We start from the raw sequence: 22,568 nt of genomic DNA, 5'->3' as shown, positions 1-22,568 counted from the left end.
CGGGGAGACGGGATGAAGGATGTGATGCGGGTGTTGCGGGATGCCAGGCCTGAGGAGATGGGTCCGGGTGCGCCGGTGGACGAGGGCGTGCGGCGGGACGAGCTGGCGCGGGCCATGGCGGCGCCGCGTTCGGAGGCCGGGAGCGCCGCGCCCGTGCGGCGGCGGGTGCGGCCGGTCTGGGGACTGGGGCTGGCCGGGGCGGTCGCGGCCGGTGCGGTCGCCGCGGCGGCGGTGCTCGTCGCTCCCGGCGGGGACGGGACTGCGCCGCCCCGGCCGGGTGGAGGCGGCGAGCGGGTGCTCGACGCGAAGACCGTCCTGCTCGCGGCGGCCGAGGGGGCGGACGGGCAGACCGAGACGATGCGGGCCTTCTGGTACCAGGTGACGGTCTCGTCCGCCACGTACACGGTCGGCGAGGGCGGCGGCCGCTACGCCGTCACGGTCAGGAGCAAGGCGGAGAGCTGGACGCCGAGCAGGCCCGGCGGCAAGGCGTGGGGCGCGCAGCAGGAGCTGGGGGCCGAGCCCGCGACGAAGGCGGACGAGGAGGCGTGGCGGCGCGCCGGATCGCCCGGGACGTTCAAGATCGAGATCCCCGTCGGGCCGGCGGCCAAGGGCCGGCCGAAGGAATTCACCGCGAAGACGGCGCCCGGTCCGCGCGCTTTCAGCGGCTCCGCGCTCGTCGGCGGCGACAAGGTGTTCTGGCTGGGCCGGAACGTGACCATGAAGGACCTGCGGTCACTGCCGTCCGACCCGAAGCGGCTCAAGGCCGAACTGCTGCGCTGGTACGAGGGCCACGACACCGAGTCGAACCGGCCGATGGCGTCGGACCGGTGGCTGTACACCGTGGCGCGCGGCCTGGTGATGGAGATGCCGGTGAAGCCGGGGGTGCGGGCGGCCGCGTTCCGGATGCTGGCGGGGCTCCCGGCGGTGCGGTCGCTCGGAAAGGTCACCGATTCGCAGGGGCGGACGGGGAGCGCCATCGCGCTGGAGGAGAAGACGCCGCGGGGCGTGGTCCGGGAAGAAATGATCATTGATCTGGCGGCGGGCGCCGCGCTGGCCAGTAGGAACGTCATGGTGGCGCCGGCGGCCGGGGTCGACGTCCCGGCGGGGCGGACGATGAACTCCACCGCCCTGGTCGGCGCCGAATGGACGGATTCCAAGCCGCGCTGACGTCATTGCGGAAGGGACGGTGCCGGCACGGTGCCGTCCCTTCCCGGCGTTAGTGGCCGGGTTGTGATCAGGCGCTTCTGGGAGTGCGGCGCGCGGTTTTCTGTGCGGCTTTGCGACCCGCGGCGGCCGCCCTGGCGCGGTTCAGGCTTTCGCGGACCTTGGCGGCGCCGCGCGCCGCGGTCACGGTGTCCTTGGCGCGCCCGGCGTAAACGGCGAGCACCTCGGCGACGGGGGGAGGCTGCCATTCCTCCTTCGCCACGAGCGGCAGGACGGGGACGGGTGCGACGGCGGAGTTTCCGGACACGGGGTTTCCAGTCACGGGGACGAGCGCGAGATGCGATTGGCAGTGCGGGCACTGCACCCCCGGATGGGTGTCTCTGCTCATAACAAGAATCATTACGCGTGGGTCTGACAAAACAACCCCCGCCTTTAGCGGGCCGCCGGGCGCTTATGTGCTACGGGCGCTCGGGTGGGCGGCGCGGACGCTCCCCGTGCGGTTGTCGTGCCGCGTCCGGTCGTCGTGGCGGACCAGTGAGGCGCCGCAGCACAGCAGCGCGATGATGACGGCGAGCCAGGCAACGGCGCGTCCCGCCCGCAGCCCGTATCCGCAGGTGATCCACAGAAGGTGCAGGCCGGCGCGGCGCCACGGGTCGCGCTCGCCGTGCCGCCGCATCTCCAGCGCGCTGTAGCGGAAGTCGCGGGCGAGGCGGTCGCGGTCGGAGTCGGCCGTGGCGCGCGCCAGCGCCTGGTACAGCGCGCGCAGCCGGTCGTCGTGGCCGGCCCCGTCGGCGAGGTCCTCGGCGAGGACGGCCCGGTCGCGGCGGTGCCACGGCCGCGTCCGGCGCCGCCCGGTCGCGGTCGCGAACGCGCAGTCGCCCGTGATCCGCAGCGCGTCCGGCCGCCGCAGCCCGAGGAAGCCGCAGCCGCTGAGGTCGACGTCGGCGAGCAGCAGCCGGGTCGCGTCGGCGCGGCGCAGCGAGAGGAGCCGGACGCCGGAGGGGCCGGGCCCGGCGGGCGGCTCGGCGAGCCCCTGGATCGGGTGGGCCAGCGCCCGGACGGCGGCGGGGCCCTCGAACACCGCGTCCTCCAGGTCGAGTTCGGCGTGCCGGAGCCGGAAGTCGGCCTCCCCGTGGACGATCGCGCCGCGGGCGATGACCTGCCGTGCCGCCGCGTGCACCCGCAGCCCGCCGTGCACGGTCGCGTCCGACAGCGCGATCCGGCCGCCCGCCGCCAGCGGGCCGAGCCAGGCGCCGTGCCGGAACCGCGCCCGCTCGAACCGGGCGTGCCGCGTCACCTCGACGCGCTTGAACGACACGTCGCCGCGGAAGCAGGCCCCCTGCATCGCCGCGTCCCGCCCGAACCGCGCGCGGTCGAAGCAGGCCGCGCCCATGAACACGGCGCCGCGGAAGGCGGCGTCGGCGTGCCACCGCGTCTCGCCGAAGAGGGCGTCGCCGGTGAACACGGCCTCCTCGTAGGAGGCGTGCCGGTGGAACCGGGCCTCGTGGAAGGACACGTTGCGCCCGAAGCGCGCCCCCCGGAACGAGACGTTGCCGAAGAACCGCGCGTCGTAGAACGACGCGCCGCCGAGGAAGCGGGCGCCGTCGAACGAGCTGTCGCCCTCGACGCAGAAGCCGCGCAGCCCCGCGTCCGCCGGCAGCACCGCGCCGTCGAACCGGGTCCGGCCGAGGTGGGGCCGCCCGTCGGGCCCGGTGACGGTGTCCAGCACCCCGTCCAGCAGCCACGGCGGGACGGTGACGCCGCGCAGGTCGAGATCGGCGCCGGGGTGCAGCGAGCCCATGAAACGCTCGAACTCGCGGGGGCGCAGGTGGGCGGGGCAGCCGCCCAGGCCGCCCACGGCCCGGCCGGTGCAGCCGTCGACGGCGGTGCAGCGCGGCCAGAACACCGTGGGCGGCGAAGCCTCGTGAGGAGTCACGGTCTTCGTTCTACCCACGCGGGGGCGCGCAGTGAAGGTCTCCCGGTGGCCAGGTCGTTGCGACCCCCTGCCACGTCCGGCGGGGAGGACCGGGGCGGAGTGATCTGCGGGAACCGCGGGAATGATCGACGTATCAGATACATCGGTGGAACCCGCAAGTTCGACTTTCGTTAACCTAAGTCAGGGAAAATTCTGGCATGACCGTCAATCCAGGACACGTCCCCCCACAGTCCGAGGCGCTGCCCGACGACCGCTTCCTCGACCGGGAGGAGGGCTGGCTGAGATTCAACCAGCGCGTCCTGGAGCTCGCCGAGGATCCGGACCTGCCGCTGCTCGAACGCGTCCGCTTCCTGTCGATCTTCTCCAGCAACCTGGACGAGTTCTTCATGGTCCGCGTCGCCGGGCTCGCCCGCCGGATGGCGACCGGCCTGGCCGTCCAGTCCGCGAGCGGCCGCCAGCCCCGCGAGGTGCTCGCGCGCACCGGCGTGGTCGCGCACGAGCTGATGCAGCGGCACGCGTCGTGCTTCCGCAAGGAGATCCTGCCCGCGCTCGAAGACGAGGGCATCGACCTGCTGCGCTGGGACGAGCTGGCCGAGACCGAGCAGGAGCGGCTGCGGCGGCTCTTCCGCGACCGGATCTACCCCGTGCTCACCCCGCTCGTCGTCGACTCCGCGCACCCGTTCCCCTACATCTCGGGCCTGTCGCTGAACCTCGCGGTGATCGTCCGCGACCCGGAGACCGACGCCACGATGTTCGCCCGGGTGAAGGTGCCGCCGCTGCTGCCGCGCTTCATCGAGGCGTCCCCCGACCGGTTCACGCCGCTGGAGGACGTCATCGCCGCGCACCTCGGGCAGCTGTTCGTCGGGATGGAGGTCGTCGAGCACCACGCGTTCCGGGTCACCCGCAACCAGGACCTGGAGATCGACGACGACATCAGCGAGGGCCTGCTGCAGGCGCTCGAACGCGAGCTGCTGCGCCGCCGGTTCGGCCCCGTCGTCCGGCTGGAGGTCGAGGAGTCGATCTCCGAGGGGGTCCTGGACCTGCTCACCTCCGAGCTGGGGGTGGACGAGGGCCAGATCTACCGCGTCGTCGGGCCGCTCGACCTCGGCGGCCTCGCCGCCTTCGCCGACCTCGACCGCCCGGAGCTGAAGTACCCCCCTTTCGTCCCCTCGAAGGAGGCGCTGCCCGAGGACGTCAGCATCTTCAGCGCCATCCGTGAGCGCGACGTCCTCGTCCACCACCCCTACGACTCGTTCACCACGACCGTCCAGCGGCTGATCGAGGACGCCGCGACCGACCCGCGCGTCCTGGCGATCAAGCAGACGCTGTACCGGACGAGCGGCGACTCCCCGATCGTGGACGCGCTGATGAGCGCGGCCGAGGCCGGCAAGCAGGTCGTGGTCGTCGTCGAGCTGAAGGCCCGGTTCGACGAGCGCGCCAACATCGCCTGGGCGCGCAAGCTGGAGACCGCCGGCTGCCACGTCGTCTACGGGTTCGTCGGGCTGAAGACGCACTGCAAGCTCGCGCTGATCGTCCGGCAGGAGTCCGAGGGCCAGCTGCGCCGCTACTGCCACATCGGCACCGGCAACTACCACCCGAAGACCGCGCGCCTTTACGAGGACTTCGGGCTGCTCACCGCCGACCCCGAGGTCGGCGAGGACGTCAGCGCCCTGTTCAACCACCTCACCGGCTACTCGCGGCAGAGCTCCTACCACCGGCTGCTCGTCGCGCCGAACAGCCTGCGCTCCGGGCTCGTCCAGCGGATCGAGCACGAGATCGACAACCGGCGGGCCGGGCACCCGGCCCGCGTCCGGATCAAGTGCAACGCCCTGGTGGACGAGGTGATCATCGACGCGCTCTACCGGGCGTCGCGGGCCGGCGTGCCGGTGGACGTCTGGGTCCGCGGCATCTGCGCGCTGCGTCCCGGCGTGCCCGGCCTGTCCGACATGATCAGGGTGCGCAGCGTCCTCGGCCGGTTCCTGGAGCACTCCCGCGTGTTCGCGTTCGAGAACGGCGGCGAGCCGGAGGTGTGGATCGGCAGCGCCGACCTGATGCACCGCAACCTGGACCGCCGCGTCGAGGCCCTCGTCACCGTCACCGACCGGCCCCAGCGCGACGACCTGCTCGCCCTGATGGACCGGGCCATGGACGAGGACGTCCACGCCTGGGCGCTCGACGCGGAGGGCACCTGGACGCGCAGCCGGGCTCGCCCCGGCGAGATCCTCCAGGACATCCAGACCCACCTGGTGAAGAGCCGCCGGTGGAGGACGATCGATGCCTGACGTCATCCGGGCGGCCGGGGCGCTGCTGTGGCGGGACGGCCCCGAGTTCGCGCTGATCCACCGCCCCCGCCACGACGACTGGTCGTTCCCCAAGGGCAAGGTCGATCCGGGCGAGCACGTGCTGCGCGCCGCCGTCCGCGAGATCGAGGAGGAGACCGGGGTCGTCCCCCGCCTCGGGCGAAGGCTGCCGACCGTCTCCTATCCGATCGGCACCCGGACCAAGCGGGTCGAGTACTGGGCCGCCCGCCCGGCCGCGGTGAGCGGGTTCACCCCCAACGAGGAGGTGGACGAGGTGGTGTGGCTGCCGGCGGAGGAGGCCGAGGCCCGGCTCACCTACCGGCACGACGCCGACCTGCTCCGCGAGTTCCTGCGCGGGCCGCTCCACACCGCGCCGCTGGTGATCCTGCGGCATGCGCGAGCGGGGGAGAAGAGGGCCTGGCGGGATGCCGACGAGCTGCGCCCGCTGGACGAGGCCGGCCGCGCCGAGGCGGCGGACCTCGCCGGGCTGCTGCACTCCTACGGGCCCCTGCGGACCGTCAGCTCGGCGACCGCGCGCTGCCTGGAGACCGTCCTGCCCTACGCGCGGCGCGTCCGCGTCCCCGTCGAGACGGAGGCGGCGTTCACGGTCGGCGAGACCAACCCCGGCCAGGCGGTGGAGCGGCTGCTGTCCATGGCGGGCACGCCCGCGGTGGTGAGCACGCACGGCGAGATCGTCACCGAGCTCATCGCCGGCCTCTGCCGGCAGCTCGGCGAGAAGGCCCCGGACGACACGACCCTCGACAAGGCCGAGTTCTGGACCGTCCACCTGGCCGACGGCACACTGGCCGCCCTGGAACGCCACACCCCCCGCACGGCGGAGCCCCAGACGTCCCCAGGCGGCTGCGAGCCCTGAGCGGAGACCGGCCCGGCGAAAGTCATGCCGTGGTCGGAGAACGAATTTCGACCGTGGTCGGATGACCGCGAGACGCGGGCGCCCGAAGCTGGGCGTCATGACATCACAGACGACGGCCACCCCGGCGATCAGGGTCGAGGGGCTGACGAAACGGTACGGCCGGCGCACGGTGGTCGACGATCTGACGTTCACGGTCAGGCCGGGGGCGGTGACGGGCTTCTTCGGCCCGAACGGGGCTGGCAAGACCACGGCGTTGAAGGCGGTCGTGGGACTGGCGCGGCCGTCGGCGGGCACCGTGTCGGTGCTGGGATCGCCGGTGGCCTCGGTGGCGCCGGACGCGCGCCGGATCGGCGTCCACATCGAGCCGTGCGGCGCGCATCCCGCCCGGTCGGCCCGCGCGCATCTGCGGGCGCTGGCGCTGTCGGCGGGGCTGCCGCGGCACCGCGTCGAGGAGGTCCTGGAGGTCGCCGAGCTGACGCGGGCGGCGGGCCGCCGGGTCGGCGCCTACTCACTCGGGATGCGGCAGCGGCTCGGGCTGGCGGCCGCGCTGCTGGGCGACCCGGAGATCCTGGTGCTGGACGAGCCGGCCAACGGGCTGGACCCGCAGGGGATCCGCTGGCTCCGGACGATGCTGCGGAACCGGGCGGCCCAGGGCGGCACGGTGCTGCTGTCCAGCCACCTGCTCGCGGAGGCCGCGCAGACGGTCGACGACGTGGTCGTCATCGACCGTGGCAGGCTGGTGCACGAGGGGCCGATCAGTGAGGTGGAGTCGCTGGAGGACGTGTTCCTTGAGCTGACCGGGGGGTTGGAGCGATGATCGGCCTGCTGCGGGGGGAACTGCTCAAGTCGGTGACGACCCGTGCCGTGTGGGGATTCGCTGCCGGGGGAACGGCCTTCGCCGCCCTGAACGCGGTGCTCGTCGCCGTGGCGTCGGGAACGCTCGACGAGGTGCCGGAGAAGAAGGAGGCGCTGTCGGGGTTTCCGGTCCTGCTGCTGCTGTGGGGACTGGTCGGCGCGGCGGGCGAGTACCGCCAGCGGACCGCCGCGCCCACGGCACTGGTGGCCCGGCGCGGCCGGGGAACCGTCCTGGCGGTGCGGATCGCGGCGTACGCGCTGACCGGTCTCGGGCTGGCGCTGCTCGTCAACGCGGTCGCGGTCGGCGTGGCGCTGCCGCTGCTGGCGGACCAGCCCGGCCCGGACCTGACGTCCGGCCAGGCGGCCGAGGTCGTGGCGGGCAACGTCTCGGCGCTCGTCCTGGCGACGGTGCTGGGCGCGGCGCTCGGTGCGCTGATCCGCAGCCCGGTCGTCGGCGCGGTGGTGCTGCTGATCCTGGCTCTGGTGGTGCAGCCCCTGGTGAGCGGGGCGTGGGAGCGGGCGGCGAACCTCTCGCCGTTCGGCGCGGCAGACATCATGACGGGCGGGACCCACGACACGACTCTCACGGTCACGCAGGCAGGCGCGGTGCTCGCGATCTGGGCGGTGCTCGCGGTGCTGGTCGCGGTCGAGGGCGAACGACGGCGTGACCTGGCGTGAACGTCCCGGCGAGGGTCTGGGCGGTGCGGGGCCTGCAGGCCGCGCACCGCCCGGTGCTGTTCGACATCGTGCTCGCCGTGGCGGCGACCATCGTGGAAGTGGGGTTGCTGTTCAACGACGGCACCCGGCCCGCGCCCCTGCCGATCGCGGTGACCGTCCTCACCGGTGCCGTGCTCTTGGGCCGCCGCAGATTCGGGGTGACGGTGACCGCGGTGACGGTCGCCGCGGCGGCCGCGGTCACCGCGGCCGGGTACTCGCCCGGAGGAGCGCCGGCCGTCGTCGCGCTGTGGTCGCTCGCCGAGACACGCGACCGGCGCCTCTCGCTCGCGGTGCTGGCACCGGTGGCCGTGTTCCTGGAAGCCGACAACGTCTGCAGCCCGCCGGTGTCGATCGGGGCGTGGATGCTGGGCGCCTACATGCAGACGCGCCGCCGCTACGTCCAGGCGGTGGAGGAACGAGCCGCCACCCTCGAACGCGAACGGGAGCAGCTCGACCTGATCGCGGCGCAGCGCGAACGCGGCTCGATCGCCCGCGAACTGCACGACATCGTCGCCCACTCGGTGACGGTGATGCTGATCGGGGTCCGCGGCGCCCGCGACGTCCTGGAGACCGAACCGCAGGTGGCCGCGCGGACGCTGGAGCGGGTGGAGACCAGCGCCGAGCAGAGCCTGGCCGAACTGCGCCGGATCCTGGTCCTGCTGCGCGGGCGGCACGCGGCCGAGACGCGACCGCAGCCGTCGCTGGCGGACCTGGACGACCTGGTCACCGGGTACCGCGCGGCGGGACTGCCCGTCCGGCTGGAGGTCGCCGGGGAGCGGTCGGACCTGCCGAGCGGAGTGGAGCTGTCCGCCTACCGGATCGTCGAGGAGGCGTTGACCAACGCGCTGAAGCACGCCGGGGCGACACTGGTCACGGTACGGCTGAGCTACGGCGGAGCGGACCTGGAGGTGCGGGTGCACGACGACGGGACGGGAACCGGCGAGCCGGGCCCCGGCGGGCACGGCCTGGTGGGGATGCGGGAGCGGGTCGCCTTGCTCGGCGGTGAGCTGGAGGCGGGCCGGGTCCCCGGCGGCGGGTTCCGCGTCGCGGCCCGGCTTCCGGTCGGGGAGCGGGCGTGACGATCCGGGTGCTGATCGTCGATGATCAGGAACTGATCCGGATCGGTTTCCGGCTGTTCCTGCAGACCCGGGCCGACCTGGAGGTCGTCGGCGAGGCCGCGGACGGCCGCGAGGCCCTCGCGCGGGCCGCGGAGCTGCGGCCGGACGTCGTCCTGATGGACGTCAGGATGCCGCGGATGGACGGCGTCGAGGCCACCGCCCGCCTCACCGGCACCGACCGTCCGCCTCGCGTGCTGATCCTCACGACCTACGACCTCGACGAGTACGTGTTCGGGGCGCTGCGCGCCGGGGCCTCGGGGTTCCTGCTGAAGGACGCCCCCCGCGAGCGGCTGCTGGAGGCGATCCACGTGGTCCACCAGGGCGAGGCGCTGCTGTCCCCGTCGATCACCCGCCGCCTGATCGAGGACTACGCCGACCGCACCGACCCGGTCCGGCCCGCACCGGATCTGCTGACCGCGCTGACCCCGCGCGAGCGCGAGATGCTCCTGCTCGTGGCCCAGGGCCTGTCGAACCAGGAGATCGCGGCGCGGCTCGTCGTCACCGAGGCCACCGTCAAGAGCCACGTCGGCAGCGTGTTCGCCAAGCTCCACCTCCGCGACCGCGTCCAAGCCGTCGTGCTGGCCTACGAGCACGGCATCGTCGTCCCGGGCCGCCGTCCCGGCCCGCAATGAAAGATCGCTCACGTGTGAGGACGAGCCAGGAACCCGCGGACCTGCCCTGGAGGCCGCCACCGCCTTCCGCCGCCCCGTGAACCTCATCCGCTGACCAGGGCTCTTGCGCGGCGGGGGCCGCTTCGACCGGACCCTGGACCGACACGGGTCTAGAACGAGGGGCCCAGCGTCCGTGACCAGGTGGTCGCCAGGAGGTCGCGGGCCTTCTCCGCCTCTCCCTGCTCCCTGCCGTAGAGGACGCCGACCGCGAAGGCGTCCGCGGTCGTGCGGGCGCGGGCGGCGGCCCGTTCGAGGTGCTCCATCGCGATCACGGCGTCCTGGTGGGCCCCGAGGACCTCCTGGATGCGCTTGGTGTCCTTCACCACCCGCTTGGCCGCCGCGCCCAGCACGGGGACCGCCAGCTCGGCCGCGTATCGGGCGCGCTTGGCCGCCTTCCGCGTCTCGTGGCGCGCGAGGTCGGGGTCGGCGGACGTCTTGATCGACGCGTAGTCCCCGGCCATCCGCTCCCAGGCCCGGGTGACGAGCGCGGGCAGCTCCTTGCGGGCCTTCTTGCCGGCCGCGGCCGCCAGCGGCGGGTCGGCGACCAGCCTGTCGAGGCCGTCGAGCAGCGCGAAGTACCGCGCGTCCCGCAGGGCCGAGTTCAGGTGCCGGTACGCGGCCCGCTCGTGCCGCTCCAGGTCGGCCAGCAGGAAGGGCGGCGCCTCCGCGAACCGTGTCCGGAGCACCTCCAGGTCGCGGACCTCGCCGAGGGTCTGGGCCACCCACCGCAGCTCGGGCCCGAGCTGCGCGGTCCGCTCCGCGTCCAGGACGGGCCGGTAGCTGCGCAGGACGCTCCTCGTCCTTCGCACGGCCACCCGCATGCGGTGGACGGCGTCGTCCTCGCCGAGCCGCGCCCCGGGGTCGAACCGCAGGATCGCCTCGACCTGCTCGGCGAGGTAGGCCAGCACGACCTCGCCGGTCGTGATCGAAGGGGCCTTCCCGTTGCTGGTCGCCGCCGTGATCCGCGACCGGGCCTCCGCCCGCTGCCGCGCGGCCTGCGACGGCGTGACGCCGTCTCCGAGCAGCCTCGCCAGCTTGGACGCCGACTTGGCCTTCTTCGCGCCGGCCTTGCGCAGGCGCTTGCCCGCGGCCTTCAGCAGCTCCGGCGTCCCCGTGCCGAGTTCGACCTCGATCTCCCGCCACCGCTCGGGCTCGGCCTCGCGCCCGCGCCCGGTCACCAGGTCGTCGGCGATCTCCGCGAGGGCCTCGCCGTCCGCGCCGAGCAGGCGCACGACCGTCCGGCGGGTCTCCAGGGTCGCGACGGGGCGCAGCTCCGCGCCGCGGATGTGCGCGGCGACCAGCCCGGCCAGGCGCGCGGGAACGAGCAGGGGCCGTCCCAGCGGCGCCCTGAACTCGTGCTTCTCGTCCTGTCCGGCCGGCATCTTCAGGTGCCAGCCCGCGTCCGGCCCGCCCCGCCGCCGGCGCAGCGTGATCCTGTTGGCCGCCAGGCGCAGGTCCGCGGTGTCGAAATAGGTGGCGTGCAGCTCCCGGACCTCCGGCTCCCCGACCGACGCCACGCCCGTCAGCCCGTCCAGATCCGGCAGGACGAACCCGGCCGAGGCGTCGTACTTCTGCTCGATCTCCAGATGCCGCTCGGCCACGCGCTGCTCCTCAGGGATCGGTGACGAATCGGGTACACACCCAGGTAGCCAGCATTCCACGCCAAGGTGAACACCAACAGAAACCGTTCCGGTGCCTACGGGGCCAGGACGGCGCTATGCCGAGACCTGGCACGAGACCGGTGACGGCCTTGTCGTGGTGACCGGGAGGTACCGGGGGACGGCCAGGGCCACCGGTTCTTCGTACGAGGCGGAGTTCGCGCATCTCTGGCGCGTCACCGAGGGCAGGATCTCCTGGTTGCACCAGTTCACCGACACCGCGCGGTGGTGGGACGCCCTCGTCCCGCGAACCGCGTGAGGTTCAGGCGAGGTGGTATTTCATGCCCATGTGGGACGGGCGGAAGCCGATCTTCTGGTAGAAGCGGATCGCGTCGGGGCGCTGGCGGTCGGTGGTGAGCTGGACGACGCGGCAGCCGCGGGCGCGCGCCCGGTCGATGGCCCAGGTGATCATGAGCTGGCCGAGCCCGGCACCGCGCTGCTCGGCGGCCACGCGGACGCCCTCGATCTGGGCGCGCTCGCCGCCGGTGTAGGTGAGGCCGGGGATGAAGGTGAGCTGGAGCGTGCCGGCGACCGCGCCGGCGATCTCGGCCACGACCAGGCTGTTGTTGGGGTCCTTCGCGATCGCGGCGAACGCTGTGAAGTAGGCCTCCGGGATCCCCTCACCCGGTGTTTCGCGGGTGGAGCCCAGGGGATCGTCGGCGAGGAGCCGGACGATCTCGGGAAGATCGTCGACCGTCGCCTCGCGGAAGGTCACTTCTTGATCACTCTGCACACCTCCAAGGTTATCGGGGCGCTAAGTTGCAGCGTTCGCCCATGTCTTGTAGTACTACGATGTGTAGTACTACGCTGAGTGGAGACCCCCCGGCTCGGACGGCGGTCTCATCGCCGCGCAGGGAGAAGCCAATGCACAACACCGGGTCCATGCACGACACCGAGAACGAGGAGCACTGGACCGACCACGCCATCTGTCGCGGCGCGGATCCTGACCTGTTCTTCCCGATCGGCTACTCCGCGCCCGTGCTCCAGGCGCAGGAGGACGCCGCCAAGGCGATCTGTTCCAACTGCCCCGTGCAAGCCGACTGCCTCGCGTGGGCGCTGCGGGTGGGGGAGCCCGACGGCATCTGGGGCGGGACGACCCCCGAGGAGCGGCGCTACCTGCGCCGGACGGCCGACGCCCCGGCGCGGCGGCCGCTGCCGGTGATCGTGGTGCGCGGCGACGCCTCCGAGTCGGAGCACGCGTCGGCCGCCTAGCAGGCGCCCGGGCGGCCGCCCGACGAGGGGCCGCCCCGCCGGAAGGCCACCGGCACCTATCGACCGTCCGGTGCGTTGGGGGAGTCAGGGACGCACAGACTTTACGGTGGCTGACATGAGCTTTACCCCAGACCGGCAACGTTCCGAGGGCCTGGCGAAGCACGGCGTCCGCGCCCTGGCATCGGCGGTGCTGATCCTCACGGTGACCGCCGCGATGTGGATGCTGGAGGCGTTCGACTACACGACGAACGGCCGGCTCGACCGGTTCGGGATCCAGCCGCGCGACGTGGACGACCTGCCGGACATCTTCACCGCGCCGTTCATGCACGCCGGCTTCGGGCACCTGACGGCCAACACGGTCCCGTTCCTGATCCTCGGCTTCGTCGCGGCGGCGCGGGGCATCGCCAAGTTCCTCGCCGCCAGCCTGATCGTCATCGTGGTCGGCGGGCTCGGGGTGTGGTTCCTCAGTTCCGCCAACACCCTCGGGTCCAGCCTCCTGATCTTCGGGTTCTTCGGCTATCTGGTGGGACGCGGGATCTTCGAGCGGCGGGTGCCCGACATCGCCATCGCGGTCGCCGTCGTCGCCGTCTACGGGACGATGCTGCTCGGCGTCCTTCCGAGCGACCCCACGATCTCCTGGCAGGGCCACCTCTTCGGCCTGCTCGGCGGCGTCCTCGCCTCGTGGTTCCTGCGCCGCGGCAAGGCCGAGGCCCCCAGGGGGACGTCCGGCTGACGCCACCCGCCCGTCGGCCCGAATATGTCGCTAAGTGCCCCTTTTTGTCGTTAATGGATGCCAATCTGGTGACTCCATTGTTTTGTCGTTGCCATGGCTTTTCTTGATCTTCGCCGGGTATCGGTCATCCCGAGGCGGGCGACCCCGCCCACCAGGGGGAACGAGCAGGGGGAGAAGGATGAGCGTGCGAAGAGCGATGGCCGTGGCGGCCGCTGGCGCGGCCGCGGGGGCGTTCGTCGTGATCGGGTCGGGGGCGGCGGAGGCGCGGGCGGACACCCAGCTCTGCGAGTACTCCGTCACGGCCCGGGACGGACTCAACGTCCACGAGTTGCCGAACGTGCATTCGAAGATCGTGGGCGTCCTGAAGTACCACCAGAGGCCGTGGGCCGACTGCAGGAAGACGGGCTTCACCGAGATTCGCGGCAACGTCCCGGTGCAGCTCCGGCACGGGTTCATCGACGTCAAGTACCTGCACAGGATCCGCGTCATCCCCACGGGCGGCGTGGAGACGGGCGCGGGCGGCACGTCCGCCGGCCCGGACTCCGCGCTCGCCGCGGCGGGCCTGGCCACCGTCCTCGCCGGCGGCGGGATCGCGCTCGCGGCACGGCGACGGGCGACCGGTCCCGCCTGATCGGCGCGGCGGCGACGGGGCCGTAGGACTCCTGCCCCGTCGCTCCGCACGGGTGAGGGCGGCCGCGTCGCCGTGGCGCGGCGACGCGGCCGTCAGCTCCGCGACGGGTTCGGCCTGATGGTGACGTCCGAGACGACCGCGTCGCGCGGCGTCTCCAGCGCGGCGACCAGCACGCGCGCGACGGTGGCGGGTGCCGCGAAGTCGTCCTCGGCGTAGGGGTGGCCCTCCTGGGCGCGCACGCTGCGCTGCATCTCCGTGGCCGTCCGCCCCGGGTAGACGGTCGTGACGCGCAGGGACGGCTCCTCCGCGCGCAGCGAGTCGGCCAGCGCGCGCAGCCCGAACTTGCTCGCCGCGTACGCCGACCATTCGGGGTTGGCGCGCAGCCCGGCGGTGGAGTTGACGAACACCACGTGCCCCCCGGCGGCGCGCAGCGCGGGCAGCAGCAGCCGCGTCAGCTCCGCCGCCGACACCAGGTTGACCGACAGGTGCTCCAGCCACTCGTCGGCCTCGGTGGCGCCGACCGTCCCCAGATGCACCATCCCCGCCGCGTGGACGACGCCGTCCAGCCGGGCGGGGATCCCGGCCGCCGCGAGCCGCGCCTCGATGCGGCGCGGCTCGGTCAGGTCGAGCGCGATCGTGCCGATGGACGCCGCGCGCGGCGGCGAGGCGACCGCTCCCCGGTGGATGACCTGCGTGGCCGCGTGCGCGCCGCCGCGCAGCGTCGCGGCGAGCTTGTCCAGGCGCTCGGCGGAGCGGCCGGTGAGAAGGAGGTCGTGCCCGCGCTCGCGCAGCAGCTCCGCCACCGCCGTGCCGATGCCGCCCGTCGCGCCCGTGATCAGATACGTGCCCATGGCGTCCCATTCTCGTCGATCCCCTACCCCGGATGGACGTTCGGGGCGGCGCCCTGGTTCGGTCCCGCCCCGGGCCGGTCCGCGGCTCAGTTCGGGCGCAGCACCCGCGTCGCGCCGGCGATCAGCGCCGTCACCAGCACCCACCCCGTCGCGACCAGCGCGTACGCCACCCAGCGGGACCAGCTCACCGCGTCGTAGGACAGCTGCTGCCCGAACGTGTCGAGCGGGATCAGCAGGTCCAGCGTGTAGATCAGCGCGTGGAAGGAGGGCAGCTCGTTCGGCGGCTTGACCGCACGGGGATGCTCGATCGAGAACACCGTCGTCCCGACGGCCAGCAACGCGGCGAACCATGCGAACGCCAGCCAGGGCCGGTAGCCGAACCCCACCGTCCAGTCGAGCACGTGGTTCCACGCCCCGGGGACCGGGTGCAGCCCGCGGCGGCGCGCCCGCAGCTTGGCGAGCTGGACCTTCCGGGCCAGGTCGTCGTGGCCGATGCTGTGGTACCACCCGGCGAGCTGCTCGTACGGCTGGAGATGGAACTCCTCGTCCCGCGACACCCAGCTGAGCCGGTCCTTGAACTCGGCGCCGCGCAGCGTCTGGTACGTCATGCCGTTCAGGTACAGCTCGTCCGGCCAGATGTCCGGGTGGTCCATGAGCAGGTCGATCCTGGAGTACGACAGCGAGACCCGGCCCTTGATCCGCTCCTCCGGCCACAGCAGCAGCTCGTCGACCTGCATGTGGCTGGCGTGCAGGGCCATCCGGGCCGGATCGGAGGAGTCCAGGCGGCCCCGGGCGAACGACAGGATGCCGTTGATGCGGGCGCTGCGCAGGCGGACGGTGCCGAACGTGCTGAACCCGTGGCTCAGCTCGGCGGTGTCCTCGACGACCATGTTCTGCGCGTCCAGGGCGAGGCGGCCCGGATTGACGAGCCTGGTCCGCTCCATGAACAGCCCGCCGTTCATCCGCGCGCCCGCGAACCGCACCCCGCCGGTGATCTCGGCGTCCCGGATGAACGCCCCGGCCTCCACGACGAGGGCGCCGCCGGAGACGGCCCACTTCTCCGGGGCGGACGCGGTGACCCGCGTCCCGTTCATCCGCAGGCCGCCGAGGATCTGCGCCCGCGGCAGCCGGACCTCCCCCTCGATGTCCGACCCGGACAGGCTGAGGAAGCCGTCGGCGCGAAGGCCGCCGCCGTCGAAGCCGGGCATCCGGCAGTCGGAGAAGCGGAGCTGGCGCGTCGCGGCGTTGGCGAACACCGGCTCCTCCACGAGCCGGCAGTCCTCCAGGAGCAGCTCCGCCTCGACCCGCCCGCCCGCGACGTCCAGCCGCCCGGTGATGTAGGCGCCGCGGAGCCGGACGGCCGCGACCGCGCCGGGCCGCGGCTCGCACTCGCCGAGCAGCAGCCTGGTGATGATCTCGGCGCGGACGATGCGGTCGGGCAGGGGGCCGGCCGGCCGGTCCTCGCCGAGGACGACGGTCGAGCCGTTGGGGAACGCCGTCCACAGGCGCCGTTCCGCGTTGCTCAGTCCGGGGGGCAGGGGCACGGGACCTCTCTCCACGCGGAGATCCCCTCCGCGATCGGCATCGCGGAGGGGATCCCCGTGAACGGCTGGACGGTGTGGACGGCGATCAGAAGAAGCCCCGCCTGCGCCCGGCGTCCCGCAGGAAGCCGTCGAGCTGCTGCTCCCAGTTGGTCTGCTCGACGGTCGCGTAGTCGACCGTGAAGCGGCTGAACGCGTCATGGCCCTCGGTGAACACCCCGCCGCGCTTGTCGAGCTCCAGCACGACCTCCATCGACCGCGGGGAGGACACGAACGTCACTTCGAGCTGCTTGATGCCGCGCGCGTACTGCCCCGGCGGATAGAACTCGATCTCCTGGTAGAAGGGCAGCTCCTGGTGGACGCCCCAGATGCGGCCCTTCTCGCAGTCGGCGTTGCGGAACTGGAAGCCGAGGTTGGAGAACGCCACGAGGAGGCGCTCCTGCGCGGGCAGCGGGTGGACGGCGATCGGGTCGAGGTCGCCCGGGTCGACCGCGCCCGTCACCTCCAGCTCCGTCGCGATCCCGACGGTCGTGCCGTGCAGCTGGCGCCCGTACATGTGGGTGAGCGGCGCCTCCCACGGGATGGGGAACTGGAACGGGATGCTGTGCCGCGCGCCCTCCTGCAGGCTGAACCCGCCCGCGACCGGCATCTTGGCGTACTCCAGGTTCGAGGTGTACTCGTTGTCGCCCGACTCGACCTCGACCCTGGTGCGCAGGGCGAGGTTCACCGCCTTGATGTCGGAGTTGTGCTGGCCTCCGATGATGGCGATCTCGCCGGTGACGACGCCGCCGGGCGTCGTGTTCGGGTCGTGCAGGATCGTCTCGATCGAGGGGCCGCCGATGCCCATCGCCTGACGCAGCTTCTTGAAGACCAAGGTCCGTCCTCCCGTGTTCGAGCGACTCCCCGCGCTCTCGTCCCATAGACGCTGTTACGGGAGATTACGTTCCGGGGAACTTGGCTGACCTGCGATGGCGGTGGCCGTTGCTGGCCGTTGCTGGCCGTTGCCGGCCGTTCGCGCTGCTGCTCCGCCCTGCCGGTCAGTGGCCGCCTCCGGCGAGGTTCAGCCCGACGACCCCGAGGACGATGAGCGCGAGCGCGACGATGCGGGTCGCGGAGACCTCGTCGCCCATGACGAGCATGCCGAGGGCCGCCGTCCCGACCGCCCCGATGCCGACCCAGACGGCGTAGGCGGTGCCGACCTCCAGGTGCTTGAGGGCGATGGTGAGCAGGCCGAAGGACGCTGCGGCGAACACGAGGAATCCCGCCGACTCCAGCGGCTGGGTGAAGCCCTTGCTTGCCTTCAGGCACAGGGCCATGGCGACCTCGAAGAGGCCGGCGACGATGACGAGGATCCAGGCCATGGTGGTGCTCCCGGAGAACGAGACGAGTGCTGTCACGCGCCGTCTTCGCGTTCCGGGTACGGCGCACCTCGTCCGGGAGAGACCCGTCGCCCGCATGGGCGTGGCCCTCGTCTTGACCAACGGCCCTGGAACGCGCGGTGTTCCCCGCGCCCACTCGGCGCGGGGGCCGGTCCCTGTTCAGGACCGGCCCAGGGCGCGGTACTCCCAGCCCGCCGCGCGCCAGCGGGCGGCGTCGAGCGCGTGCCGCCCGTCCACGACCCGTCTGTGCCGGACGACCCCGGCCAGCGCCTCCGGCTCGACCTCCCGGAAGTCCGACCACTCGGTCAGCAGGACGACGACGTCGGCGTCCCGCGCCACGTCGAACGCGCTCTCGCCGTAGGTGAGTTCGGGGAACGCGCGGCGGGCGTTGTCGAGGGCGACCGGGTCGTAGACGCGCACGTCCCCGCCGAGGCCGTGGATGGTGCGCGCCACGTCCAGCGCGGGAGCGTCCCGGATGTCGTCGGAGTTGGGCTTGAACGCGGCGCCCCAGGCGGCCACGCGCTTGCCGGCGAGGTCGCCGCCCAGCAGCCCACGGACGAGGTCGACGGTGCGGGCCCTGCGGCGCCGGTTGATGTCGTCCACCTCGCGCAGGAACGACACGGCCTGGCCGACGCCGATCTCCTCGGCGCGGTGCGCGAACGCCCGGATGTCCTTGGGCAGGCAGCCGCCGCCGAAGCCCAGGCCCGGCCGCAGGAACTTGCCGCCGATGCGGTCGTCCAGCGCCAGCGAGTCGGCCAGGTCCTTGACGTCGGCGCCGACCGCCTCGCAGACCTCGGCCATCGCGTTGATGTAGGAGATCTTCGTGGCGAGGAAGGAGTTCGCCGCGACCTTGACCAGCTCGGCGGTCGCGAGGTCCGTGCGGATCACCGGGGTGCCGAGGTCGAGGACGGGCTTGAACGCCGCCCGCAGCCGCTCGTGCGCCCAGTCGGACGCGACGCCGAACACCAGCCGGTCGGGGCGCAGCGTGTCGTCCACGGCGAAGCCCTCGCGGAGGAACTCGGGGTTCCAGGCCAGCTCGACATCGGTCCCGGCGGGCGCCAGCTCCTGCACGAGGCCGGTGAGGCGCGCGGCCGTCCCGACCGGCACGGTGGACTTGCCGACGACCAGGGACCTGCGGCGCAGATGCGGCGCCAGGGAGCGGACGGCGGCGTCGACGTAGGTCAGGTCCGCGGCGTCCGAATCGGCTTGCTGGGGCGTCCCCACGCACACGAAATGGACGTCCCCGAACTCCCCGGCCTCCGCGAAGGAGGTGGTGAACCGGAGCCGGCCCGAGTCGAGCGCCTTGGTGAGCAGCTCCGGCAGCCCCGGTTCGAAGATCGGGACCTCGCCCGACGCCAGTCGCTCGATCTTGTGCCGGTCGACGTCCACGCCGAGGACCTCGAACCCCAGCACGGCCATGCAGATCGCGTGCGTGGCGCCGAGGTAGCCGGTCCCGATGACGGTCAGCCTCGGGGCGGCCTCCTCCTCCAGCCTCATTGCGCACCTCCTCGTGCACCGCGGTGAATTCGGCCCGCCTGATCTTGCCACCCCCGCCGCGCGGGGCGTAGGAGGGTGCGACTCAAGGGGGCTTCGTGACTTGGGTCACGCGGAGGAGGCGGGCGTGGTATCGATGTGGCCTGCCTTCCCGGAAAGCGCACGATTGGGGTGGTTGTCAGTGGTTACCAGCGGGTAGCATGCTGTTGAGTTACTAACCAGTACGCAGCGGGGCCGCCGGTCGCCGCCGGAACCAGACGGAGTCTCGAATGGGGCACTACAAGAGCAACCTCCGGGACCTGGAGTTCAACCTCTTCGAGGTGTTCAGGCGCCAGGACCTCCTCGGCAGCGGCCCGTACGCCGAACTGGACGAGGACACCGTGCGCAGCATCCTCGACGAGGTGAACCGGCTGGCCGAGGGCCCGCTCGCCGCCTCCTTCGAGGAGGCGGACCGCAACCCGCCGTCGTTCGACCCCGCCGCGGGCACGGTCACGATGCCGGAGGGCTTCAAGAAGTCGTTCAAGGCGTGGATGGACTCCGAGTGGTACCGCCTCGACCTCGCTCCCGAGTTCGGCGGCAGCGGCGCCCCGCGCTCGCTGACCTGGGCCGTGGCCGAGCAGGTGCTGGGCGCCAACCCGGCCGTCTACATGTTCGCCTCCGGCCCCGGTTTCGCGCAGATCCTCTGGCACATCGGCACGCCCGAGCAGAAGAAGTTCGCCGAGCTCGCCCTTGAGCGGCAGTGGGGCGCCACGATGGTGCTGACCGAGCCGGACGCCGGCTCCGACGTCGGCGCCGGGCGCGCCAAGGCCGTCCAGCAGCCGGACGGCACCTGGCACATCGAGGGCGTCAAGCGCTTCATCACCTCGGCCGAGCACGACATGTCCGAGAACATCTTCCACCTGGTGCTGGCCCGCCCCGAGGGCGCCGGCCCCGGCACCAAGGGCCTGTCGATGTTCCTCGTCCCCAAGTACCTGGTGGACGTGGAGACCGGCGAGCTCGGCGAGCGCAACGGCGCCTACGTGACCAACGTCGAGAAGAAGATGGGCCTCAAGGTCTCCACGACCTGCGAGCTCACCCTCGGCGAGAGGCACCCGGCGATCGGCTACCTGGTCGGCGACGTCCATCAGGGCATCCGGCAGATGTTCCTCGTCATCGAGTACGCGCGGATGATGGTCGGCACCAAGGCCATCGCCACCCTGTCGACCGGCTACCTCAACGCGCTGGAGTACGCGAAGGAGCGCGTCCAGGGTGCGGACATGACCCAGATGACGGACAAGTCCGCCCCGCGGGTGACGATCACCCGCCACCCGGACGTCCGGCGCAGCCTCATGACGCAGAAGGCCTACGCCGAGGGCATGCGCGCCCTCGTGCTGCTCACCGCGTCCTACCAGGACGCCGTGCAGCTCGCCGAGTTCGAGGGCCGCAAGGACGAGACCGCCGAGAAGGTCAACGACCTCCTGCTGCCGATCGTGAAGGGCTTCGGCTCCGAGCGGGCGTACGCGCTGCTCGGCGCGGAGTCGCTGCAGACGCTCGGCGGGTCCGGGTTCCTGCAGGAGTACCCGATCGAGCAGTACATCCGCGACTCCAAGATCGACACGCTGTACGAGGGCACCACCGCGATCCAGGGCCAGGACCTGTTCTTCCGCAAGATCCTGCGAGACAACGGCGAGGCGCTGAAGGTGCTCGTCGAGGAGATCCGGACGTTCGCCGGCTCCGAGGCCGGCAACGGCCGGCTCAAGAACGAGCGCGCGCAACTCGGCCGGGCCCTCGACGACGTCCAGGGCATCATCGACCCGATGGTCGGCTGGGCGCTCGGCTCGATGGAGAACCCGAAGGAGCTCTACAAGATCGGGCTCAACTCCTCGCGCCTGCTGCTCGCCCTCGGCGACCTGATCGTCGCCTGGCTCCTGTGCCGCCAGGCCGAGGTCGCGCTCAACGCCTTGGACGGCGGCGACGTGTCCGACTCCGACAAGGCGTTCTACACCGGCAAGGTCGCGGCCGCGCAGTTCTTCTGCCAGACCGTCCTGCCCCGCCTCGCCTCCGACCGCGCCGTCACCGAGTCCACCACCCTCGACGTGATGGACCTCCCCGAAGACGCGTTCTAACCCGCAGCACTGTGGCCCTGCCCCCGGGCAGGGCCACAGTGCTACCAGGCAGCCGAGCCGTCCTCCTCCGCCGCAGAAAGAAACGGCCTACTTCGCGGCCGGTGTCTGGCTAGGACGCGGGGTCGCGTACAGGGCGGCCTGCCGGTCGTTCCCTTCGTCGTCCCATTGCAGCAGGACGTGCAGCGGAATGGTGACCTGGCGGGCTTCCTCGAAGGTGGTGGGTGGCATGAAGCTCCCGGCGAACAGGACGGCGGCCGAGATGCGCGGCTCGACCACCGCCAGCCGGACGCCGACGGCGATCACTCCCCCCGAGAACCCGACCGGACCGCCGAGCCCGGGCAGGGACAGGAGGGCGTCCAGGGCGGCCTGCCATTCGGGGACCGCCCTGTCGACCAGCGGGAGGACGAGCCGGTCGACGATCTCCTCGCCGACCGGTTCGCCGGCCTCCAGCGCCCGGTGCAGGTCGGCGTGGGCCTGCTCCGCGGAGGCGGAACGGGGCCGGTCGCCGCTTCCGGGGAGCTCGATGGTGGCCGCGGCGAAGCCGTCCGCCACCGAGTGCCGGGCCCGGGCCGCCGGTTCCCGTCACCACGGCCTCAGAGATTTCGTCACGAGAATGCTTTGTCGGTCATGGCTCGGGCCGCGTTCAGGAATTCCTCGAGCTGGTCGGGGGTCGGGTCCAGATCGCCGACCATTCCTGACAGAAGGATGATCTTCGTGCTGTTGGAGAGTTCGGGGCTGATGCCGTTCTTGGCCTCGACGGGCAGTTTCTCGATCGCGATCTTTATGAGGGTTTCGGCCGCCTGGGGGTCCAGGTCGTCGGGATCGCCGAGTCGCAGGCGCACCGAGGTGACGAACTCGATGATCTCGGCGTCGTCCACAGGTGATCCATCGCGGACGAAGCGCCGCATCGCCGCCTCGAAGAAGGCGGCGGTCGCCAGTGACAGGTACTGGTTGGCCATGGCGTTGTCCATCTGGGAGAGCAGTCGCCGGTGCTCGTCGATTCGTCCGGTGAGTTGGGCCCGCAAGGTCGCCATCTGGTGGTCGGTCACCGGCATCGTCTCGCCTCTTCATTCTGCTGGGTTGAATGCCCGCTGCTCGCGTATGCCGACTATGCGACAGCCGCTGCCGCGACGACTCTTGGTTTGGCACTGGGAAGCGTCGACCGAACCGGTCTCCGGGTGAAAAACTGCCCTATTCTATCGAGTCCCGGTTGCCCGGGTGTGCCGAGACCCTTCCGGTTCGGAGCTGACCTCTGTGGTCGGCTCGGGTTCCTCGTGGCGTCGGTGGTTGCTCAGGCCGGCCGGACGCCGGCGTCGTCGACGAGATCCG

At 72.2% G+C, this 22,568-nt stretch carries 23 protein-coding genes and 1 riboswitch; of the genes, 12 read left to right on the top strand and 11 right to left on the bottom strand.

The genetic code is table 11. The features are described 5' to 3' along the window. Nucleotides 1–12 precede the first annotated feature (12 nt). Nucleotides 13–1,167: a CU044_5270 family protein gene (locus CHC11_RS29925; protein ID WP_143227370.1), complete on the top strand. Its 1,155-nt coding sequence runs from the start codon at nt 13–15 to the stop codon at nt 1,165–1,167. 67 nt (nt 1,168–1,234) lie between these two features. On the opposite strand, the gene CHC11_RS29920 is transcribed toward CHC11_RS29925, so the two are convergent. Then, nucleotides 1,235–1,471: a hypothetical protein gene (locus CHC11_RS29920; RefSeq protein ID WP_089315185.1), complete on the bottom strand. Its 237-nt coding sequence runs from the start codon at nt 1,469–1,471 to the stop codon at nt 1,235–1,237. Nucleotides 1,472–1,615: 144 nt separating this feature from the next. Beyond that, the gene (locus tag CHC11_RS29915; RefSeq protein ID WP_143227369.1) at nt 1,616–3,100 is read right to left on the bottom strand and encodes a pentapeptide repeat-containing protein; all 1,485 of its coding nucleotides are present in this window, start codon (nt 3,098–3,100) and stop codon (nt 1,616–1,618) included. A 197-nt stretch (nt 3,101–3,297) separates the two neighbouring features. Here CHC11_RS29915 and CHC11_RS29910 point away from each other — a divergent pair, with 197 nt between their 5' ends. From CHC11_RS29910 to CHC11_RS29885, 6 genes are all read left to right on the top strand, one after another. Beyond that, nucleotides 3,298–5,382 carry an RNA degradosome polyphosphate kinase gene (locus CHC11_RS29910; protein ID WP_089315183.1) on the top strand — a complete coding sequence of 695 codons (2,085 nt, stop codon included), beginning with the start codon at nt 3,298–3,300 and terminating at the stop codon, nt 5,380–5,382. Further along, the gene (locus tag CHC11_RS29905) at nt 5,375–6,274 is read left to right on the top strand and encodes an NUDIX hydrolase (protein WP_089315182.1); all 900 of its coding nucleotides are present in this window, start codon (nt 5,375–5,377) and stop codon (nt 6,272–6,274) included. The genes CHC11_RS29910 and CHC11_RS29905 overlap by 8 nt, the downstream gene beginning before the upstream one ends. Nucleotides 6,275–6,371: 97 nt before the next feature. Then, nucleotides 6,372–7,091 carry an ABC transporter ATP-binding protein gene (locus CHC11_RS29900; RefSeq protein WP_089315246.1) on the top strand — a complete coding sequence of 240 codons (720 nt, stop codon included), beginning with the start codon at nt 6,372–6,374 and terminating at the stop codon, nt 7,089–7,091. After that, nucleotides 7,088–7,807 (top strand): ABC transporter permease, encoded by a 720-nt coding sequence (locus CHC11_RS29895; protein WP_089315181.1) that lies wholly within the window; start codon nt 7,088–7,090, stop codon nt 7,805–7,807. The genes CHC11_RS29900 and CHC11_RS29895 overlap by 4 nt, the downstream gene beginning before the upstream one ends. Then, nucleotides 7,804–8,925, top strand: coding sequence for a sensor histidine kinase (locus CHC11_RS29890; protein WP_089315180.1), 1,122 nt, complete (start codon nt 7,804–7,806; stop codon nt 8,923–8,925). Before CHC11_RS29895 ends, CHC11_RS29890 begins: the two co-directional genes overlap by 4 nt. Next, nucleotides 8,922–9,596, top strand: coding sequence for a response regulator (locus CHC11_RS29885; protein ID WP_089315179.1), 675 nt, complete (start codon nt 8,922–8,924; stop codon nt 9,594–9,596). The genes CHC11_RS29890 and CHC11_RS29885 overlap by 4 nt, the downstream gene beginning before the upstream one ends. A 149-nt stretch (nt 9,597–9,745) precedes the next feature. Here the strand turns inward: CHC11_RS29885 and CHC11_RS29880 are convergent, their stop codons facing one another. Continuing rightward, complete coding sequence (locus CHC11_RS29880; protein ID WP_245919921.1) at nt 9,746–11,236, bottom strand: CYTH and CHAD domain-containing protein; 1,491 nt, start codon at nt 11,234–11,236, stop codon at nt 9,746–9,748. A 91-nt stretch (nt 11,237–11,327) separates the two neighbouring features. Here CHC11_RS29880 and CHC11_RS29875 point away from each other — a divergent pair, with 91 nt between their 5' ends. After that, a complete protein-coding gene (locus tag CHC11_RS29875; RefSeq protein ID WP_179279074.1) occupies nt 11,328–11,552 on the top strand; it encodes a nuclear transport factor 2 family protein in 225 nt (74 codons plus the stop codon). 3 nt (nt 11,553–11,555) lie between these two features. Here the strand turns inward: CHC11_RS29875 and CHC11_RS29870 are convergent, their stop codons facing one another. Beyond that, entirely contained in the window at nt 11,556–12,008 is a 453-nt protein-coding gene (locus CHC11_RS29870) for a GNAT family N-acetyltransferase (protein WP_089315178.1), read from the bottom strand. A 149-nt stretch (nt 12,009–12,157) separates the two neighbouring features. Between CHC11_RS29870 and CHC11_RS29865 the strand changes: the two genes are divergently transcribed. The 3 genes from CHC11_RS29865 (at nt 12,158) to CHC11_RS29855 (ending at nt 13,869) form a co-directional block, all read left to right on the top strand. Next, nucleotides 12,158–12,505, top strand: a complete 348-nt coding sequence (locus CHC11_RS29865; protein ID WP_342750012.1) for a WhiB family transcriptional regulator — start codon at nt 12,158–12,160, stop codon at nt 12,503–12,505. A 115-nt stretch (nt 12,506–12,620) separates the two neighbouring features. Beyond that, the gene (locus tag CHC11_RS29860; RefSeq protein WP_089315177.1) at nt 12,621–13,238 is read left to right on the top strand and encodes a rhomboid family intramembrane serine protease; all 618 of its coding nucleotides are present in this window, start codon (nt 12,621–12,623) and stop codon (nt 13,236–13,238) included. Nucleotides 13,239–13,416: 178 nt separating this feature from the next. After that, on the top strand, nt 13,417–13,869 hold the full coding sequence (locus CHC11_RS29855) for a hypothetical protein (protein WP_143227368.1): 453 nt from the start codon (nt 13,417–13,419) through the stop codon (nt 13,867–13,869). Between the two features lie 92 nt (nt 13,870–13,961). Here CHC11_RS29855 and CHC11_RS29850 read toward each other — a convergent pair whose 3' ends face one another. The 5 genes from CHC11_RS29850 to CHC11_RS29830 form a co-directional block, all read right to left on the bottom strand. Then, the gene (locus CHC11_RS29850; RefSeq protein WP_089315175.1) at nt 13,962–14,720 is read right to left on the bottom strand and encodes an SDR family oxidoreductase; all 759 of its coding nucleotides are present in this window, start codon (nt 14,718–14,720) and stop codon (nt 13,962–13,964) included. A gap of 86 nt (nt 14,721–14,806) precedes the next feature. Next, nucleotides 14,807–16,264 (bottom strand): hypothetical protein, encoded by a 1,458-nt coding sequence (locus CHC11_RS29845; RefSeq protein WP_089315174.1) that lies wholly within the window; start codon nt 16,262–16,264, stop codon nt 14,807–14,809. Nucleotides 16,265–16,349: 85 nt separating this feature from the next. Beyond that, the gene (locus CHC11_RS29840) at nt 16,350–17,135 is read right to left on the bottom strand and encodes a sporulation protein (protein WP_089315173.1); all 786 of its coding nucleotides are present in this window, start codon (nt 17,133–17,135) and stop codon (nt 16,350–16,352) included. A gap of 163 nt (nt 17,136–17,298) precedes the next feature. Then, the gene (locus tag CHC11_RS29835; protein WP_089315172.1) at nt 17,299–17,622 is read right to left on the bottom strand and encodes a DMT family transporter; all 324 of its coding nucleotides are present in this window, start codon (nt 17,620–17,622) and stop codon (nt 17,299–17,301) included. 33 nt (nt 17,623–17,655) lie between these two features. Next, a riboswitch (guanidine-III (ykkC-III) riboswitch) is annotated at nt 17,656–17,719 on the bottom strand. Nucleotides 17,720–17,799: 80 nt separating this feature from the next. Beyond that, nucleotides 17,800–19,137 (bottom strand): UDP-glucose dehydrogenase family protein, encoded by a 1,338-nt coding sequence (locus CHC11_RS29830; RefSeq protein WP_089315171.1) that lies wholly within the window; start codon nt 19,135–19,137, stop codon nt 17,800–17,802. A 266-nt stretch (nt 19,138–19,403) separates the two neighbouring features. Between CHC11_RS29830 and CHC11_RS29825 the strand changes: the two genes are divergently transcribed. Beyond that, nucleotides 19,404–21,239, top strand: a complete 1,836-nt coding sequence (locus CHC11_RS29825; RefSeq protein WP_089315170.1) for an acyl-CoA dehydrogenase — start codon at nt 19,404–19,406, stop codon at nt 21,237–21,239. An 87-nt stretch (nt 21,240–21,326) separates the two neighbouring features. On the opposite strand, the gene CHC11_RS29820 is transcribed toward CHC11_RS29825, so the two are convergent. Together CHC11_RS29820 and CHC11_RS29815 are read right to left on the bottom strand one after the other, a co-directional pair. Then, on the bottom strand, nt 21,327–21,791 hold the full coding sequence (locus CHC11_RS29820; protein ID WP_245919920.1) for a dienelactone hydrolase family protein: 465 nt from the start codon (nt 21,789–21,791) through the stop codon (nt 21,327–21,329). A gap of 53 nt (nt 21,792–21,844) precedes the next feature. After that, nucleotides 21,845–22,294: a hypothetical protein gene (locus tag CHC11_RS29815; protein ID WP_089315169.1), complete on the bottom strand. Its 450-nt coding sequence runs from the start codon at nt 22,292–22,294 to the stop codon at nt 21,845–21,847. Nucleotides 22,295–22,568 lie beyond the last annotated feature (274 nt).

The sequence above is a fragment of the Actinomadura mexicana genome (assembly GCF_900188105.1).
Classification (GTDB): Bacteria; Actinomycetota; Actinomycetes; order Streptosporangiales; family Streptosporangiaceae; genus Spirillospora; species Spirillospora mexicana.
The sequence above is the reverse complement of the archived record's forward strand: the minus strand, read 5'-3'. Positions and strand labels throughout refer to the sequence as shown.